Below are 17,904 nucleotides of genomic sequence, written 5' to 3'. Positions count from 1 at the left end.
GAAATGCAGTGGCACGTTCCGCCGAATCCGTCCATGCCGTGATCAAGGCATACGACGTGCGCGGGGTGGTCGGTGAACAGATCGACGCCGACTTCGTTCGCGACGTGGCGGGCGCGTTCGCCCGGCTCGTCCGTGACACCCCGGATCCGGCGCAGGCCGCGACCCGGGTGGCCATCGGGTACGACATGCGCGCCTCGTCACCGGAACTCGCTCAGGCCTTCGCGGACGGGGTGACCGCCCAGGGCCTCGACGTGGTCATGATCGGGCTGGCCTCCACCGACCAGCTGTACTTCGCGTCCGGGCTCCTGGACTGCCCCGGCGCCATGTTCACCGCGAGCCACAATCCCGCGCGCTACAACGGGATCAAGCTGTGCCGGGCCGGCGCGAAGCCGGTCGGCCAGGACACCGGCCTGGCCACCGTCGCCGCCGAGGTGATCGCCGGCGTCCCGTCCCACGACGGCGCCACCGGCTCGGTGACCGAGCAGGACGTGCTCGACGAGTACGCCTCGTTCGTCCGCGGGCTCGTGGACCTGTCGCAGATGCGACCGCTCACCGTGGCCGTCGACGCGGGCAACGGCATGGGCGGGCACACCGTGCCCGCCGTGCTCGGCGCGCTGCCGGTGTCGGTGCGGCCGCTGTTCTTCGAACTCGACGGCACCTTCCCGAACCACGAGGCGAACCCGCTCGACCCGAAGAACCTGGTGGACCTGCAGGCGTACGTGCGCGAGACCGGCGCGGACATCGGACTGGCCTTCGACGGCGACGCGGATCGCTGCTTCGTCGTCGACGAGCTGGGCAACCCGGTCTCGCCGTCCGCGGTCACCGCGCTGGTAGCCGAGCGTGAACTGGCCAAGGAGCCGGGGGCGGTCGTCATCCACAACCTGATCACCTCACGGGCCGTCCCGGAACTGGTCGCCGAACTCGGCGGCACCGCGGTGTGCACCCGGGTCGGGCACTCGTTCATCAAGCAGCAGATGGCCGAGACCGGCGCCATCTTCGGCGGCGAGCACTCGGCGCACTACTACTTCCGCGACTTCTGGGGTGCGGACTCGGGGATGCTGGCGGCCCTGCACGTGCTGGCCGCGCTGGCCGGCCAGGACCGGCCGCTGTCCGAGATGATGGCGAGCTACGAGCGGTACGCGGCGTCCGGGGAGATCAATTCGACCGTCGCCGTCGCCGCCGAGCGCACCGACGCGGTCGTCGCGGCCTTCGCGTCGCGGACGACGTCCGTGGACCGGCTCGACGGCGTGACCGTCGACCTCGGCGACGGCGCCTGGTTCAACCTGCGCGCGTCGAACACCGAGCCGTTGCTCCGGCTCAACGTAGAGGCCCGCACGTCGGAAGACGTCGATTCGTTGGTAACTGAGATACGCGGCAAGTGTGGTCGCCGCCGACGTCGACGGTTCCATGCGGTCTGCCGCGCTCGGTGGCGCGCAGGTCCGGGCCMCGGCCGCGGCCGKGGCCGAGGGTGCGCTGGACCGGCTCGCCGGGCTGCGTCCCCGCAGTGTGGTGCTGGTGACCGGACCCGGCCGGGCCGCGGCCGCAGCGTCCGTGCTCACCGCCGCGCTGGGCTCCCGGGTGGGGCTGCCCTTGCTGCAGCTGAGCGCGGTGCCGCCCTGGGTCGGGCCCTTGGACGTGGTGGTGGTGGCCGGCGACGACGCCGGTGACCCCCGGCTGCTCGAGGCGGCGGACGGCGCCTTGCGCCGCGGCGCCGAGGTGGTGCTGGCGGCGCCGGACGAGGGTCCGCTGCGGGCGGCGGGCGCCGGCCGGGCGATGCTGCTGCCGCCGCGGGTCCACGTGCCCGACCACTACGCCTTCCCCCGTTACCTTGCCGCCGGGTTGGCGGTGCTGACCGCGCTCGAGTCGGTACGCGCGCGGGACCTCCTGCCCGACCTCGGTGAGCTCGCGGACCGGCTCGACGCCGAGGCCCTGCGGGGGCACCCGGAGAACGAGGTGTTCCACAACCCCGCCAAGTCGACGGCCGTCCGCATGCGTGGCCGTCGGGTGGTCCTGGCGGGGGACGGCCCGGCCACGACGGCCCTGGCTCGGCACTGCGCGGAACTGGTGCTGCGCGCCGCGGGCACGGTCGCCTCGGCGGCCGACCTCGGCGACGTGCTGGCCGCTCGCGCCCGCTTCGCCGGCGCCGATGCGGCGCGGCCGGCCGACTACGACCCGATCTTCCACGACGAGGAACTCGACGGCCCGCCGCCGGTGCGCCCGGTGCGGGTGTTCGCGCTGGCCACGTCCGGCACGCGCGCCGTCGCCGGACGGCGGATCGCCGCCCTCCCGGACGCCGAACTGGTGCTGGCCGCAGGGGAAGAGGAGACGATCGAGATGGGGGGCCGTGACATGGGGGACCGCGACATGGGAGGACGGGCCGCGGGACCGGCTCGGGGCGAGCGCACCGAGGTCGAGCAGCTCGCGGTGACCGCGGTGCGGCTGGGGATGGCCGCCGCCTACCTGCAGTTGATCGGCGGCAGCTAGTGCACCTGCTCTCCGGTGCGCTGCGCACCTATGCCTGGGGTTCGCGCACGGCGATCGCCGCCCTGTGCGGTCGCCCGGTGCCCTCGGACCATCCCGAGGCCGAACTCTGGCTCGGCTCGCACCCCGCGGACCCGGCGCGGCTGCTGACCGACGACGGGTCCCGCTCGCTGCTCGACGCCATCGACGCCGACCCGGCGGGACAGCTGGGGGACCGGGCACGCACCGGATTCGGGGACCGGTTGCCGTTCCTGCTCAAGCTGCTCGCGGCAGAGGAACCGCTCTCGCTCCAGGCACATCCGAGTGCGGAGCAGGCCAAGGAGGGCTTCCTGCGTGAGGAGGCCGACGGCATTGCCCTGGACTCGCCCGAACGCAACTACCGCGACGACAGTCACAAGCCGGAACTCGTGGTGGCGCTGACCAGGTTCGAGGCGCTGGCCGGGTTCCGGGATCCGCACCGCACCGTGGAACTGCTGCGGGCCCTCGACGTGCCGGAACTGGCGCACCACATCGAACTCCTTGCCGGGCAACCGGATTCGGCAGGCCTGCGCGCGTTGTTCACCACCTGGATCACGCTGCCGCAGCCGGCGCTGGGTGCGCTGCTGCCGCGGATCCTCGACGGCTGCGTCCGCTACCTGGCCGCCGCGCCCGGCGCCGAGCGCCCGTTCGCCAACGAGGTGCGCACCGTGCTCGGGCTGGGCGAGTCCTACCCCGGCGACGCGGGTGTGCTGGCGTCGCTGCTGCTCAACCGGGTCACCCTGGAGCCCGGCGAGGGCCTGTACCTCGACGCCGGGAACCTGCACGCGTACCTGCACGGCCTCGCCGTCGAGATGATGGCGAACTCGGACAACGTGCTGCGCGGCGGGTTGACGCCCAAGCACGTCGACGTCCCGGAACTGTTGCGGGTGTTGGACTTCGAGCCGTTGACCGGATCGTTCCTGCTGCCGGCGCCGGTGCCGGGGACAGGCGTGCACGTCTACGACACGCCGGCGCCCGAGTTCTCGCTCGCCCGCGTCGACCTCGCCCGTGACGGTGTCGCGAATCCGGCCGCCGTGGAGTTCGACGCGTCGGGTCCCCGAATCCTGCTCTGCACCTCCGGGTCTGTCACAATTCGCGGTGGCGATGACACCCTCGTGCTCGACCAGGGCGACGCGGCGTGGATCGCTGCCTCGGATCCCGCGCTGACGGCATCGGCGTCCACCCCGGACGCCCAGCTGTTCAGCGCCTCGGTCGGGTGACGGTCGGGCCGTCGCGCCGTAGTCAGCGCCCGGATCGATTCTCGGACCGCAGAAGCCGGCCGGGGGAGGAGTACTGCAGTGTCAGCTAGTGGAGGCAAGAAGGCGATCGTCGCGGCGTTGACCGCGAATGCGGGGATCGCGGTCGCCAAGTTCGCCGGGTTCCTGATCACGGGATCGTCGTCGATGCTCGCGGAGTCCGTGCACTCGGTCGCCGACACCTCGAACCAGGGCCTGCTGCTGCTGGGGCAGAGCCGGGCCAACCGCGCGGCCACCAAGCTGCACCCGTTCGGGTACGGGCGCAACCGCTACTTCTACTCGTTCGTGGTGGCGCTGGTGCTGTTCACCCTCGGCTCGATGTTCGCGCTGTACGAGGGCATCCACAAGATCCAGCACCCCGAGGACCTGTCCTCGCCCATGGTCGCCGTGGTGATCCTGCTGATCGCAATCGGCCTGGAGGCCTACAGCTTCCTCACCGCGGTCAAGGAGTCGCGCCCGCTCAAGGGGAAGGCCGGCTGGTGGCGCTTCATCCGGACCTCGCGCAGTCCGGAGCTTCCGGTGGTGCTGCTCGAGGACACCGGCGCACTCGTCGGTCTGGTCCTGGCGCTGGGCGGCGTCGGCCTGTCGATGCTCACCGGCAATCCCGTCTTCGACGGCATCGGCACGCTCTGCATCGGCGTCCTGCTCGGCGTCATCGCGGTCATCCTCATCATCGAGATGAAGAGCCTGCTGATCGGCGAGGGCGCCACCGAGGACGAGGAGGAGCGGATCCTCGCCGCCCTGGTCGACGGGTCGAAGATCGACCGCGTCATCCACTGCAAGACCCAGTACCTCGGCCCGGAGGAGTTGCTCGTCGCCGCCAAGGTCGCGGTGGCACCGGGATCCGACATCGAGACGATCGCGGCCGCGATCGACGAGGCGGAGGCCCGGGTCCGCGCGGCGGTGCCGACGGCCCGGGTGATCTACCTCGAGCCCGACCTGTACCGCACGGCCCCCGTGTAACCGGGCCCGTACCACTTACCTGACGCGCGAGGCGTCCACACAATCCTGTTCGAGCGGGCCCCGGGGTCATAGGCTCAGCTGGATCCCTCTCGAGGAGGCAAAGATGGCAGTGCACGAGAAGCCGGAGTCTGGGCGACAGTCCGGGATCTTCCGCACCAAGTCGGTCGAGCAGTCGATCGCGGACACGGACGAGCCGGACAGCAAACTCCGCAAGGACCTCACCGCCTGGGACCTGACGGTGTTCGGCGTCGCCGTCGTCGTCGGCGCGGGCATCTTCACGCTGACGGCGCGGACCGCGGGCAACGTGGCCGGGCCGTCGGTGTCGCTGGCCTTCGTGCTGGCGGCGATCGCCTGCGGGCTGGCAGCCCTCTGCTACGCCGAGTTCGCCTCCACCGTGCCGGTGGCCGGCAGCGCGTACACCTTCTCCTACGCCACCTTCGGCGAGTTCGTGGCCTGGATCATCGGGTGGGACCTGATCCTCGAGTTCGCGCTCGCGGCCTCGGTGGTGGCCAAGGGCTGGTCGCTGTACCTGGGCAATGTGCTCGGCGCCGAAGGGTCGACGGTGGTCTCGATCGGGCCGGTGGACATGGACTGGGGCTCGATCCTGCTGATCGCGGTCCTGACCGTCATCCTCGTGACCGGCACCAAGCTGTCCTCGCGGGTGTCCGCGGTGATCACCGGCATCAAGGTCGGCGTGGTGCTGCTGGTGATCGTCGTCGGTGCCTTCTACATCAACAAGGACAACTACTCGCCGTACATCCCGCCGTCGCAGCCGGGCAGCACCGGCGAGGGCATCCACCAGTCGCTGTTCTCGTTCCTCACCGGGGCGGGTGGCAGCACCTACGGCTGGTACGGCCTGCTCGCCGCCGCCAGCCTGGTGTTCTTCGCGTTCATCGGATTCGACGTCGTGGCCACCACGGCGGAGGAGACCAAGAACCCGCAGAAGGCGCTGCCGCGAGGCATCATCGCCTCCCTCCTGATCGTGACCGTCCTGTACGTCGCGGTGACGCTGGTGCTCACCGGCATGGTCAAGTACACCGACCTCGCGGGCGAGAACTCCACGCTCGCGACGGCCTTCGAGTTCCACGGCATCACCTGGGCGCAGTGGGTGATCAACCTGGGTGCCCTGGCCGGCCTGACCACCGTCGTGATGGTGATGCTGCTGGGCCAGACCCGAGTGCTGTTCGCGATGTCGCGGGACGGGCTGATGCCGCGCCAGCTGGCGCACACCGGCCGCAAGGGCACCCCGGTGCGGATCACCGTCATCGTCGGTGTCGTCTCCGCGCTGCTGGCCGGCTTCTTCCCGATGGGCACCCTCGAGGAGATGGTGAACATCGGCACCCTGTTCGCCTTCGTGCTGGTGTGCCTCGGCGTGATCGTGCTGCGTCGTACCCGGCCGGACCTGCCGCGCGGCTTCCGGGTCCCGCTGGTCCCGCTGGTGCCGATCCTCGCGGTGCTGGCCTGCCTGTGGCTGATGCTCAACCTGTCGGTCGAGACCTGGATCCGGTTCGTCGTCTGGATGGCGATCGGTATCGTCGTCTACTTTGCCTACGGGCACCGTCACTCGATGGTCGGGCGGCGGAACCGGGCGGAACCGGGGGTCGAGGCGAAGGCACTCGGTCACCTGGGTGGGCCCGAGGGCCCGGGCGGGGTGGGCCTCTGACCGCCGGCCGCCCCCGGACGCCGTTTACAAATTCTGGTATTTGTATAGACCGCAGACAAATGGCGGCGTACTGTCAACTCTCGGGTGACCTGGCTCACTGATGTGGGCCGGCCCTCGAGAGGAGGCGGTCATGGCAATGCGAGTCGACCCAGCGGAGCAGGTACCCGCCGCGCAGTGGCGAGACAAGAAGCGGCACCTCTGGCTGCTGGGGCTGGTCCCGCCGACGGCGGTGTTCCTCGCGGCCGGGCTGGTCTGGGGATTCAACGAGCTGGGCTGGTCCGCGGTCTCGCCGGTGTGGTGGTGGATCGGGCCGATCCTCGTCTACGGGCTGCTGCCGGTGCTCGACGTCTTCTTCGGGCCGGACGGGCAGAACCCGCCCGAGGAGGTGATGGAGCGGCTCGAGAACGACAAGTACTACCGGTACTGCACGTACGTCTACATCCCGTTCCAGCTCGCGAGCCTGGTGTTCGCCTGCTACCTGTGGACCGCGGACAACCTGGGCTGGCTCGGCATCGACGGCGGGCTGGGACTCGCGTCGAAGATCGGGCTGGCGCTGAGCATCGGCGTGGTGGGCGGCATCGGCATCAACACCGCGCACGAACTGGGGCACAAGAAGGACGAGCTCGAGCGCTGGCTCTCGAAGATCACCCTGGCCCAGACGTTCTACGGGCACTTCTACATCGAGCACAACCGCGGCCACCACGTCCGGGTGTCCACCCCGGAGGACCCCGCCAGCGCGCGCTTCGGCGAGTCCTTCTGGGCCTTTCTGCCGCGCAGCGTCTGGGGCAGCCTGAGGTCCTCGTGGGAACTCGAGAAGGCCCGGATGCAGCGGCTCGAGAAGAGCGTGTGGAGCATCCACAACGACGTGCTCAACGCCTGGCTGATGTCGGTGGTCCTGTACGCGGCGCTGGTGGCCGGCTTCGGCTGGGAGGTGCTGCCGTTCCTGGCGATCCAGGCGGTGTACGGGTTCTCGCTGCTCGAGACCGTGAACTACCTGGAGCACTACGGCCTGCTTCGGCGCAAGACCGCGAGCGGACGCTACGAGCGCTGCGCCCCGGCGCACAGCTGGAACTCCGACCACATCTGCACGAACATCTTCCTGTACCACCTGCAGCGGCACAGTGACCACCACGCCAACCCGACCCGGCGCTACCAGACGCTGCGGAGCATGGACGGCGCGCCGAACCTTCCCAGCGGCTACGCCAGCATGATCACCCTCGCGTACTGCCCGCAGGTCTGGCGCAAGGTCATGGACCACCGCGTCCTCGACCACTACGACGGCGACATCACCCGGGTGAACGTGCAGCCGGCCAAGCGTGAGCGCATCTACGCCCGGTTCGGGGTGGCGTGATCATGGCTGCCTACCGGTGCCCGGTCTGTGAGTACGTCTACGACGAGTCGAAAGGTGCTCCGCGCGAGGGCTTCCCGGCCGGCACCGGGTGGGACTCGGTCCCCGACGACTGGTGCTGCCCGGACTGCGGAGTGCGGGAGAAGATCGATTTCGCGAGGAGTGCGTGATGAGGCTGTACCGCTGTGTCCAGTGTGGATTCGAGTACGACGAGGAGCTGGGGTGGCCCGACGACGGTATCGCCCCGGGCACCCGGTGGGACGACATCCCGGACGACTGGAGTTGCCCGGACTGCGGCGCCGCGAAGGCCGACTTCGACATGGTCGAGGTCGCTCGGTCATGACCTCGGTCGCGATCGCCGGGACCGGGATCGCCGACCTGCGCGAACCGGCCGCCACTGCCGGTGTGCACGGTGACGCCGTCCACGTTTGACGCCGCGCACGCACAATGCCACTCTCGCCACCATGGCTCCGTCGAACCGACTCCCGTACCAGCAGGCCACCCGCACCCTCCTGCGGGAGTCGGTTCTGGACGCGATGCGGGACCTGCTGTCGGTGAAGGACTGGTCAGAGGTGACCATGACCGATGTCGCGGCGGGCGCGCAGGTCAGCAGGCAGACCGTCTACAACGAGTTCAAGTCCCGGCAGGGGCTCGCGCAGGCCTATGCCCTGCGGCTCGCGGACCGCTTCGTCGGCGCCGTCGAGGACGCGATCTACGCCAACGTGGGCCGGCCGCACGTGGCCCTGGTCGAGGGCTTCACCATGTTCTTCCGGCAGAGCGCCTCCGATCCGCTGGTGCAGTCCCTGCTGACCGGGGAGGCGAAGCCCGACCTGCTCCGGCTGATCACCACCGACAGCGGGCCCCTGCTCGAGCACGCCTCGGCGAGGCTCGCCGAGACGCTGGAACGCAGCTGGGTCCAGGCCCCGCCCGCCGAGGCCGGAATTCTCAGCCGGGGCATCGTCCGCCTGGCGATCAGCTACATCTCGATGCCGCCCGACTCGGACCGGGATGTGGCCGAGGACCTGTCGCGGACCTTCGTGCCGTTCATCGAGGCGATCATCGGCGCGCACGCGTAGCTGCCCGGTCGCGGGGTCCCTGCGCCCGGTGCGACCCGACTAGGCTGACCACTCGTGCTGCGTGTCCGCCCTCTCGGTCCCGTCACCTCGGCGCTGAGAACGGCGCGCACCCTGCCTCCGGCGGTGCGCCTGATCCTGGCGTCGATGGTGCTGTTCAACATCGGCTTCTACCTCGTGGTGCCGTTCCTCGCGGTGCACCTGGCCGACGACCTGCACCTGGCGGGGTGGGCCATCGGACTGGTCCTGGGCCTGCGCACCTTCAGCCAGCAGGGCATGTTCTTCCTCGGCGGCAGCCTCGCCGACCGGTTCGGGGTTCGCCCGATGGTGTTGCTGGGCATCGCGATCCGGGTGGTGGGCTTCGTGGTGCTGGGGGTGGCATCGAGCCTGGCCACGATGATCGTCGGCGTGGTCCTGGTCGGGCTGGCGGCGGCGCTGTTCTCACCCGCGGTGGAGGCCGCGAACGCGGCCTACGGGCGCGGGCTCGAGGAGTCGGGGGGGATCCGCCGCACCGAACTGTTCGGGATCGAGCAGATGTGCAGCCGGTTCGGCACCGTGATCGGCCCGGCGCTCGGCGCGTTGCTGCTGGGGGTGCCCTTCGCGTGGACGACGATCGCGGCTGCCGTCCTCTTCGCCGGCCTCGGCGTGATGTTCGCGCTCTGGTTGCCCGCGGACGCGTCCACCTCGCACCGGCCGACCGGCGCCCAGGGTCCGGACGGCCTGCGGGTGGTCTGGCGGACGGTCCTGCACAATCGCCGGTTCATGGTCTTCGTCGCGCTGTGCGGCTTCCAACTGGTGGCCTACAACCAGCTGTACCTGATGCTGCCCGAACAGCTCGAACGGGTCACCGGCTCGCAGGCCGCGCTCGGCTGGTTCTTCGTCGCGTCGGCGGTACTGGTGATCGTCGGTCAGTCGCCGACGGTGGCGCTGGCACACCGCCTGGGCCACCACACGGCGATCGTCGCCGGGATGGGGGTCATCGCCGCGTCGTTCCTGTTCCCGATCGTCACCGGAGCCCTTGCGTCCGACTCGGTGGCCGCCGGGCTGGTCGGCGTGGGCCTGTGGGTGGCCGCCCTGCATCTCGGCCAGATGCTGATGGTGCCGCCGATGCGCGACACCATCGGCGTGCTGGCCGGCGAGCGGCACCTCGGCGCCCACTTCGGCATGCTGAGCACCCTCGGCGGGCTGATGACCCTGGTCGGCTCCCTCGCGATCGGGCAGATCTACGACCTGGTCGACGCCGGCACGGTCGCGCCGTCCACGCCGTGGTGGACCCTCGCCGTGGTGGTCGCCGCCGCCGCGGCCGGGATCTGGGCCGCGGCGGCGCGTGCGGCCGTCAGGCCCCGACCGGCGTCCGGCTGATCCTCTCCAGCACCGCGTTCACCGAGAACGGGATGGTCAGCGGGTTCGGCATGGAGACGGCGTCGCTGACCACGGGGTCCAGGCCCACCATCGCGCCGGAGCGGACCACCTGCAGGCCCGTGAACGTGGGCAGCGCGTCGAGCCGCGCGGCGGCCGCGTCGTAGTTGTCGACCACCAGCAGGTCCGCCTCGAGCAGGCCCAGGTTCTCCGCGGAGATCTCGGTGTAGAGCGCATCGCCGAAGCGGTCGCGCAGCTGCGCCGGGACGCCGAATCCGAGTTCGGTGAGCAGCTGGCCGCGCGCGGAGGCGGGGCTGTAGGCCCGGAACTTGTCGCCGTCGAGGTACCGGACCAGGATCGCCGACTTGCCCGCGAACTCCGGGTGCTCGCTACGGGCGCGGGCGAAGGTGTCCTCGACCATGCGGACCTGCTCCGCGGCCTTGGCCGGACGACCCACGGCGTCGCCGATCCGGGTGGTCACCTGCTGCCACGGCAGCATCCAGTCGGCCTGGTCGGCGGCATGCAGCACGGTCGGCGCCATCGCGCTGAGCTGGCCGTAGACGTTCGCGTCGATGGCGTTGTTCACGGCGACGATCAGGTCCGGGTTCGACGCCGCGACCTTCTCCACGTCGAATCCGGCCGTCGCATTGGCCAGAGCGGGCGGCGTCGCGCCGGCCAGGGCGGGCTTCGCCCACTCGCCGATGCCGGTGTCGACGGATCCCTTCCACGCGGGCACCAGGACCGGAGTCACACCGAGGGCGAGCAGGACGTCCGCGTCGCCGATGCCCACCGCGGCGACCCGCTGCGGCACCGCCTCGACCGAGGTCGATCCGTGCACGTGGTCGATCGTCACCGGGAGCGCGCCCGCCTCGGCGGCGGCCCCGGCCCCCGCATCGGACGTGCCCTCCGCCGAGGTCGAGGAGCAGCCGACCGCCATCACGGCCGCCGCGACCAGACCCATCGACAGAACCGTCCGCCGCCTCAATGCCGACACCATGCCGCACCACCCTTCGTTTGTTTGGTTACCCTCACCTTAGAAGTTGGGTGGGGATGCCGGCGGGCCGGGGGTCCGTACACGGACGGCTGGTCTTCGGACGGGGTCCGAACCCGATAGCCTGGGCCGAGACAAATCCAAACAGGAGAGGCAGATGACGACCAGCGTGTCTGAGAACAACCTCGTGGCGGACAGCCGCAACGGAATCGACTTCAAGGTGGCGGACCTCTCGCTCGCCGAGTTCGGCCGCAAGGAGATCCGGCTCGCCGAGCACGAGATGCCGGGCCTGATGACCCTGCGCCGCGAGTACGCGGAGGTGCAGCCGCTCAAGGGTGCGCGCGTGTCGGGCTCGCTGCACATGACCATCCAGACTGCGGTGCTGATCGAGACGCTCGTCGCCCTCGGCGCCGAGGTCCGCTGGGCGTCGTGCAACATCTTCTCCACCCAGGACCACGCCGCCGCGGCCGTCGTCGTCGGCCCGCACGGCAGCCCGGAGGAGCCCAAGGGCGTCCCCGTCTTCGCCTGGAAGGGCGAGACGCTGGAGGAGTACTGGTGGGCGGCCGAGAAGATGCTCACCTGGCCGGGTGAGTCCGCGAACATGATCCTCGACGACGGCGGTGACGCCACCATGCTGGTGCTGCGCGGCGCGCAGTTCGAGAAGGCCGGCGTCGTGCCGCCCACCGACGAGGATCACGACTCGGACGAGTACAAGGTGTTCCTGGCGCTGCTCCGTGCCTCGCTGGCCGCCGACGCGACCAAGTGGACCGCCGTCGCGGAGTCCGTCCAGGGCGTCACCGAGGAGACCACCACCGGCGTGCTGCGCCTGTACCAGTTCGCCGCCGCAGGCGAGCTGGTCTTCCCGGCGATCAACGTCAACGACTCGGTCACCAAGAGCAAGTTCGACAACAAGTACGGCACCCGCCACTCGCTGCTCGACGGCATCAACCGCGGCACCGACGTGCTGATCGGCGGCAAGGCCGCGCTGGTCTGCGGCTACGGCGACGTCGGCAAGGGCTGCGCCGAGGCGCTCAAGGGCCAGGGCGCCCGCGTCACGGTCACCGAGGCGGACCCGATCAACGCGCTGCAGGCGCTGATGGACGGCTTCGACGTCAAGACCGTCGAGGAGTTCATCAGCCAGGCCGACATCGTGATCACGTCCACCGGCAACAAGGACATCATCACGTTCGAGCACATGAAGCAGATGAAGCACCAGGCGATCCTGGGCAACATCGGCCACTTCGACAACGAGATCGACATGGCCGGCCTCGAGCGCGCCGCCGACGTCACGCGGATCAACATCAAGCCGCAGGTCGACGAGTTCACCTTCGCCGACGGCCACAGCATCATCGTGTTGTCCGAGGGCCGGTTGCTGAACCTGGGCAACGCCACCGGGCACCCGTCCTTCGTGATGTCCAACTCGTTCGCGAACCAGACCATCGCGCAGATCGAGCTGTGGACCAAGCCGGAGGAGTACGACAACGAGGTCTACCGGCTGCCCAAGCACCTGGACGAGAAGGTCGCGCGGATCCACGTCGAGGCGCTCGGCGGCTCGATCACCAAGCTGACCAAGGAGCAGGCCGAGTACATCGGCGTCGACGTCGAGGGCCCGGCCGGCCCCGGACTCCGGGGCCGGCCACGGTCGTCCGCGCAGCTAAGCTGGATCATCGTGGGAACACTGATCGCACTCGAGGGCCTCGACGGGGCCGGCAAGCGGACGCTGTCGAACGCCGTCGTCGCGTCCTGGCGCGCGGACGGACTGTCCGTGGCCACCCTGGCCTTCCCCCGGTACGGGGTCTCCGTGCACGCGGACCTCGGCGCCGAGGCGCTGCGCGGTTTCCACGGCGACACCGCCGAGTCCGTCAACGCGATGGCCCTGTTGTGGGCGCTGGACCGCCGGGATGCGGCGGGGGAACTGCGCGAACTGGTCGCCGGGCACGACGTCGTGCTGCTCGACCGTTACGTGGCCTCCAATGCCGCCTACACCGCGGCCCGCAGCCACCAGGGCGCCGCCGGGCCGGCCGTGCAGTGGATCGAGGACCTCGAGTTCGGCCGCTTCGACCTGCCGCGCCCGGACCGTCAGGTGCTGCTGCGGGTGCCGGTCGAGCTGGCCGCGCAGCGGGCCCGCGACCGGGCCGGCGAGGAGGCCGACCGGCAGCGCGACGCCTACGAGCGGGACGGCGGGCTGCAGGCCCGCACCGGCGAGGTCTACGACGGGCTCGCCGCGCGCGGCTGGATCTCGCCGTGGACCGTGGTCGGGCCCGACGTGGATCCGGCCCAACTCGCCGCCGACGTAACCAATCAGCGTCGGTTGCCGTCGGAAGTGACACGATAGAGACCATGAAGCCACGCATTCTTGTCGTCGACGACGACACGGCCCTGGCCGAGATGCTCACCATCGTGCTCCGCGGCGAGGGGTTCGAGCCCTTCGTCGTCGGTGACGGCACGCAGGCGCTGTCCGCCGTCCGGGAGATCCGGCCGGACCTGGTTCTGCTCGACCTGATGCTGCCCGGGATGAACGGCATCGACGTGTGCCGGGTGCTGCGCGCGGACTCCGGCGTGCCGATCGTCATGCTCACCGCCAAGACGGACACCGTCGACGTGGTGCTGGGCCTCGAGTCCGGTGCGGACGACTACGTGATGAAGCCGTTCAAGCCGAAGGAGCTGGTGGCCCGGGTGCGGGCGCGGCTGCGTCGCACCGAGGAGGAACCGGCCGAGCTGCTCGCCATCGCCGACGTGGTAATCGACGTGCCCGCGCACAAGGTGACCCGCGAGGGCGCGCTCATCGCGCTGACGCCGCTGGAGTTCGACCTGCTGGTCGCGCTGGCCCGCAAGCCCCGCCAGGTGTTCACCCGCGAGGTGCTGCTCGAGCAGGTGTGGGGATACCGGCACGCCGCGGACACCCGGCTGGTCAACGTGCACGTGCAGCGCCTGCGCGCCAAGGTCGAGACTGATCCGGAGAATCCCGAAGTGGTGCTCACGGTCAGGGGGGTCGGCTACAAGGCCGGACCGCCGTGATCGGACGCACTCGCGCGCGGCGCCGGATCGGTGGCACATTCGGTCCGGTGCTGCGTCGTTTTCGTGGGTGGAGCCGTTCGCTCGCACACCTGTGGCGTCGTTCGCTGCAGCTGCGGGTGGTCGTGTCGACACTGACGCTCTCGCTGGTGGTGATCACGATCCTCGGTGTCGTGCTGACCAGCCAGATCACCGACCGGCTCCTCGAGGCGAAGATCAGCGCCGCGACGGAGGAGATGGATCGGGCCCGTAACACCGTGCAGAACCAGCTGGCCGGATCCGACGACAGCAGCTCGCTGGCCGCACGGCTCGACGCCGCGGCCGCCGCCCTGACCAGTCGCACCGACACGGGCCCGGCGACCGGGGCGGCGGGCACCTTCAACCCGGTGCTGATCGTGCCCGGCATCCCGCCGCTCGAGGGGGTCTCCAGTGGGCCCGAGGACCAGATCCCGGCGAACCTGCGCGAGTTCGTCAAGAACGGTCAGGTCAGCTACCAGTTCGCCACGGTCTCCGACTCGGACGGCTACCGCGGTCCCGCGCTGATCATCGGCAGCCCCACCGCGTCGGACGTCTCCACACTCGAGCTGTACCTGGTGTTCCCGCTGGCCAGCGAGGACAAGAGCCTGTCGTTGATGCGCAGCACCCTGCTCGTCGGCGGGGTCGTGTTGCTGGTGCTGCTGGCCGCGATCTCGATGATCGTGGCCCGGCAGGTGGTGCTCCCGATCCGGTCCGCGTCCCGGATCGCCGAGCGGTTCGCCGACGGCAAGCTCCGCGAACGGATGCCGGTCCGCGGCGAGGACGACATGGCCAGGCTGGCGATGTCCTTCAACGACATGGCCGAGAGCCTGTCCAAGCAGATCGCCCAGCTCGAGGAGTTCGGCAACCTGCAGAAACGGTTCACCTCCGACGTCAGCCACGAGCTGCGCACCCCGCTGACCACGGTCCGGATGGCCGCCGAGCTGATCCACGACGGCAGCGCCGACCTGGACCCGGCGATGCGCCGGTCCTCGGAGCTGCTGGTCGCCGAGCTGGACCGGTTCGAGTCACTGCTCAACGACCTGCTCGAGATCAGCCGGCACGACGCCGGCGTGGCGGAGCTGGCGGCCGAGAAGCTGGACCTGCGGATGAGCGCCCGCGCGGCGGTCGCCACGATCCGCCATCTGGCCCGGGAGTCCGGGACCGAACTGATCCTCGACCTGCCCGACGAGCCCGTGCTGGCCTCGGCGGACCCACGCCGGGTCGAACGGATCCTGCGGAACCTGCTCGCGAACGCCATCGACCACGGGGAGGGCAAACCGGTGCTGCTGCGCCTGCGCGCCGACGAAGACGCGGCCGCATTCATCGTTCGGGACAAGGGCATCGGCCTGCGACCCGGTGAGGAGAAGCTGGTGTTCAACCGGTTCTGGCGGTCCGACCCGTCTCGGGTGCGCCGCTCCGGGGGCACCGGACTCGGCCTGGCGATCAGCGTCGAGGACGCGCGGCTGCACGACGGTCGGCTCGAGGCGTGGGGCGAGCCGGGGGAGGGTGCCTGCTTCCGCTTCACCCTGCCGCTGGTGCGCGGGCACAAGATCACCAGCAGTCCGCTGCCGTTGCGGCCGCCGAGCGTCAAGCACGTCCAGGGCCGCCCGCTGCCCGGCGCGGAACGCCCGCACAGCGGGCACGCCGATCCCTCCGGTGAGGCCCTCGATCCCGACCAGGCCTCCAGCGTGCCGGTCCTGCGGGAGCGGCGGCCGTGACGGGCGAGCGCCGGCGCGGTCGCGGGCGGATCTCGCTGACGGCCGCGTTGCTGGCCGTCGCCGTAGTGGTCGGCGGTTGCGCGAGTCTGCCGGAGTCGTCGTCGCCGCAGGCGATCGGCACCATCACCCGTGAGCCGGTGGTCGTCAGCGTGCCGGTGCCGACGCCGGGCCGGGAACCGGACCTGCTGCTGCGGGACTTCTTCTCGGCCAGCACCGACCCGGCGGACAAGCACCTGGCGGCTCGCCAGTTCCTCACGCCGGCGGCGTCCGCCCGCTGGGACGACACCGCCAGCACCACCGTCGTGGACAAGGTGGACGTGCTGCCGGAGTCCCGCGCCGACGACCAGGCCACCTACACGATCCGGGCCAACCGGGTCGGCCAGTTGGACGACGGCGGGCAGTACCAGGCGGTGGAGGGAAACTTCGAGGCGAAGGTGCGCCTGAGCAAGGTCAACGGCGAGTGGCGGATCGACGACCTGCCGCCCGGGGTGATCATGGACCGCCCGCAGTTCCTCAAGACCTACCAGCGCAAGGCGCTGTACTTCCTGGACCCGTCGGGCACCACCGTGGTGCCGGACCTCCGGTGGATCTCCGCGACTCAGGAACAGATGCCGGGACGACTGATCGAGCTGCTGATCGCCGGACCCAAGCCCGCGCTCTCCGACGCGGTGCAGAACATGGCGGGCAAGGTGTCGGTGCTGGCACCGATCACCAAGGCGGACGGCCGCAGCGCCGGGGTCGGGGTCGGCTTCGGCGGCCTGCACATCGACTTCACCGGCGCGTCGGCGCTCGACCAGAACGCCCGCGACCTGCTCGCCGCCCAGGTGGTGTGGACCCTCGCGGCGGCCGAGATCTCCGGACCGTACGTGCTGACGGGTGACGGCGCCCCTCTCGACGAGCGGTACGCGAACGGCTGGACCACCGCCGACGTGTCCTCGACGAACCCGATGGCGACCGCGAGCACGACAGTGGGCCTGCACGGGCTGGTCGACGGCGCGCTGGTGGCCGTCAACGACACCGGGGTGAGCGCGATGCCCGGATACTTCGGCACCGCCACCACTCTGGAGTCGATCGCGCTCTCACGGGACGGCCGGTTGGCGGCCGCGGTGGCCGACACCGGCAAGCCCGAGCCGGAGCCCAGGAGCGCGCTGATGGTGGGGCCCGTCGAGGGCTTCGCGACGCCGGCCCTCGAGGCGGGCTCGATGACGCGGCCGACGTGGTCGCGCACCGAGCCGGCGGTGTGGACCGTCGTCGACGGCACCTCGGTGGTGCGGGTGGTCCGCGACCCCCAGGGTGGTCAGCTGGTGGTACTGCCGGTGGACACCGCGGACCTCGCCCCGTTGGGCGCCACGATCACCGAACTGCGGCTGTCCCGGGACGGCGTCCGGGCGGCGCTGATCGTCGACGGCAAGGTGTACGTCGCGACGGTGGTCCCGAGGCCGGACGGCGGTTACGCGCTGACCGCGCCGCGGCCCGTCGCGATCGGACTGGGCAGCCCCGCCCTGTCCCTGGACTGGAGCAGCGGCGAGGCGATCGTGGTGGCCCGAGCGGCCTCGGACATCCCGGTGGTGTCCGTGGCGGTCGACGGGTCCCGGATGGACGCCCTGCCGAGCCGGAACCTCTCGGCGCCGGTGAGCTCCGTCGACGCGTCGGTGACCACGGTGTTCGTGGCGGACGCGCGCGCGGTGTTCCAGCTGAACAACAACGACCCGGCCGGCGACCGCTACTGGCGTGAGGTGCCCGGGTTGACCGGGGTCAAGGCGATCCCGATCCTGCCGGGCTAGGTGTACCCGGCCATCAGGTTGGTGCCAGACGGCTGACCGGCGGGAGTCCGCCGAGTGCGCTGTGGCGRCGTCGAGTGTTGTAGTGCTCAAGCCAGGGCGCAAGTGCGGCGGTCCGCTCGGCGTTGGTGATGAAGACCTGCCGGTACGCCCACTCGGTCTGCAGAGTGCGGTTCAATCGTTCGACCTTGCCGTTCTGCCACGGGCAGTGCGGTTTGAT

15 protein-coding genes and 2 pseudogenes are annotated in these 17,904 nt (G+C 70.6%); 15 read left to right on the top strand and 2 right to left on the bottom strand.

What is annotated here, in order from left to right:
* Nucleotides 1–8: 8 nt before the first annotated feature.
* The 10 genes and pseudogenes from AC1DWC_RS11770 to AC1DWC_RS11725 form a co-directional block, all read left to right on the top strand.
* Nucleotides 9–1,370 (top strand): annotated as a pseudogene (locus tag AC1DWC_RS11770) (phosphomannomutase/phosphoglucomutase); the annotation flags it as partial.
* Complete coding sequence (locus AC1DWC_RS11765; protein ID WP_477908419.1) at nt 1,363–2,484, top strand: tobH protein; 1,122 nt, start codon at nt 1,363–1,365, stop codon at nt 2,482–2,484. The pseudogene AC1DWC_RS11770 and the gene AC1DWC_RS11765, both read left to right, overlap by 8 nt.
* The gene (manA, locus tag AC1DWC_RS11760) at nt 2,484–3,719 is read left to right on the top strand and encodes a mannose-6-phosphate isomerase, class I (protein ID WP_477908231.1); all 1,236 of its coding nucleotides are present in this window, start codon (nt 2,484–2,486) and stop codon (nt 3,717–3,719) included. The genes AC1DWC_RS11765 and manA overlap by 1 nt, the downstream gene beginning before the upstream one ends.
* A gap of 78 nt (nt 3,720–3,797) precedes the next feature.
* The gene (locus AC1DWC_RS11755) at nt 3,798–4,718 is read left to right on the top strand and encodes a cation diffusion facilitator family transporter (protein WP_477908229.1); all 921 of its coding nucleotides are present in this window, start codon (nt 3,798–3,800) and stop codon (nt 4,716–4,718) included.
* Nucleotides 4,719–4,821: 103 nt separating this feature from the next.
* A complete protein-coding gene (locus AC1DWC_RS11750) occupies nt 4,822–6,381 on the top strand; it encodes an amino acid permease (RefSeq protein WP_477908227.1) in 1,560 nt (519 codons plus the stop codon).
* A gap of 130 nt (nt 6,382–6,511) precedes the next feature.
* Entirely contained in the window at nt 6,512–7,732 is a 1,221-nt protein-coding gene (locus AC1DWC_RS11745; protein ID WP_477908225.1) for an alkane 1-monooxygenase, read from the top strand.
* Nucleotides 7,733–7,734: 2 nt separating this feature from the next.
* On the top strand, nt 7,735–7,899 hold the full coding sequence (locus AC1DWC_RS11740; RefSeq protein ID WP_477908223.1) for a rubredoxin: 165 nt from the start codon (nt 7,735–7,737) through the stop codon (nt 7,897–7,899).
* Nucleotides 7,899–8,072: a rubredoxin gene (locus AC1DWC_RS11735; RefSeq protein ID WP_477843834.1), complete on the top strand. Its 174-nt coding sequence runs from the start codon at nt 7,899–7,901 to the stop codon at nt 8,070–8,072. The genes AC1DWC_RS11740 and AC1DWC_RS11735 overlap by 1 nt, the downstream gene beginning before the upstream one ends.
* Nucleotides 8,073–8,193: 121 nt before the next feature.
* Nucleotides 8,194–8,805, top strand: a complete 612-nt coding sequence (locus AC1DWC_RS11730) for a TetR/AcrR family transcriptional regulator (RefSeq protein WP_477908221.1) — start codon at nt 8,194–8,196, stop codon at nt 8,803–8,805.
* Between the two features lie 54 nt (nt 8,806–8,859).
* Nucleotides 8,860–10,164, top strand: a complete 1,305-nt coding sequence (locus tag AC1DWC_RS11725; RefSeq protein WP_477908219.1) for an MFS transporter — start codon at nt 8,860–8,862, stop codon at nt 10,162–10,164.
* On the opposite strand, the gene AC1DWC_RS11720 is transcribed toward AC1DWC_RS11725, so the two are convergent.
* Nucleotides 10,139–11,122 carry an iron-siderophore ABC transporter substrate-binding protein gene (locus AC1DWC_RS11720; RefSeq protein WP_477908217.1) on the bottom strand — a complete coding sequence of 328 codons (984 nt, stop codon included), beginning with the start codon at nt 11,120–11,122 and terminating at the stop codon, nt 10,139–10,141. The genes AC1DWC_RS11725 and AC1DWC_RS11720 overlap by 26 nt on opposite strands.
* A gap of 187 nt (nt 11,123–11,309) precedes the next feature.
* Here AC1DWC_RS11720 and ahcY point away from each other — a divergent pair.
* The 5 genes and pseudogenes from ahcY to lpqB all read left to right on the top strand — a co-directional run.
* Nucleotides 11,310–12,773, top strand: a pseudogene (ahcY, locus tag AC1DWC_RS11715) (adenosylhomocysteinase); the annotation flags it as partial.
* A gap of 48 nt (nt 12,774–12,821) precedes the next feature.
* Nucleotides 12,822–13,487, top strand: coding sequence for a dTMP kinase (locus tag AC1DWC_RS11710; RefSeq protein WP_477908417.1), 666 nt, complete (start codon nt 12,822–12,824; stop codon nt 13,485–13,487).
* Complete coding sequence (gene mtrA / locus AC1DWC_RS11705) at nt 13,484–14,170, top strand: MtrAB system response regulator MtrA (RefSeq protein ID WP_477843858.1); 687 nt, start codon at nt 13,484–13,486, stop codon at nt 14,168–14,170. The genes AC1DWC_RS11710 and mtrA overlap by 4 nt, the downstream gene beginning before the upstream one ends.
* Entirely contained in the window at nt 14,167–15,903 is a 1,737-nt protein-coding gene (mtrB, locus tag AC1DWC_RS11700; RefSeq protein ID WP_477908215.1) for an MtrAB system histidine kinase MtrB, read from the top strand. The genes mtrA and mtrB overlap by 4 nt, the downstream gene beginning before the upstream one ends.
* Nucleotides 15,900–17,687 carry an MtrAB system accessory lipoprotein LpqB gene (lpqB, locus tag AC1DWC_RS11695; protein WP_477908213.1) on the top strand — a complete coding sequence of 596 codons (1,788 nt, stop codon included), beginning with the start codon at nt 15,900–15,902 and terminating at the stop codon, nt 17,685–17,687. The genes mtrB and lpqB overlap by 4 nt, the downstream gene beginning before the upstream one ends.
* A gap of 13 nt (nt 17,688–17,700) precedes the next feature.
* Here lpqB and AC1DWC_RS11690 read toward each other — a convergent pair.
* Nucleotides 17,701–17,904, bottom strand: a 204-nt coding sequence (locus AC1DWC_RS11690; protein ID WP_477908211.1) for an integrase core domain-containing protein, incomplete at its 5' end; no start/stop codon positions are given.

This window comes from Rhodococcus sp. P4_C10 (assembly GCF_056402135.1).
This window is presented reverse-complemented; position numbering and strand designations above follow the sequence as displayed.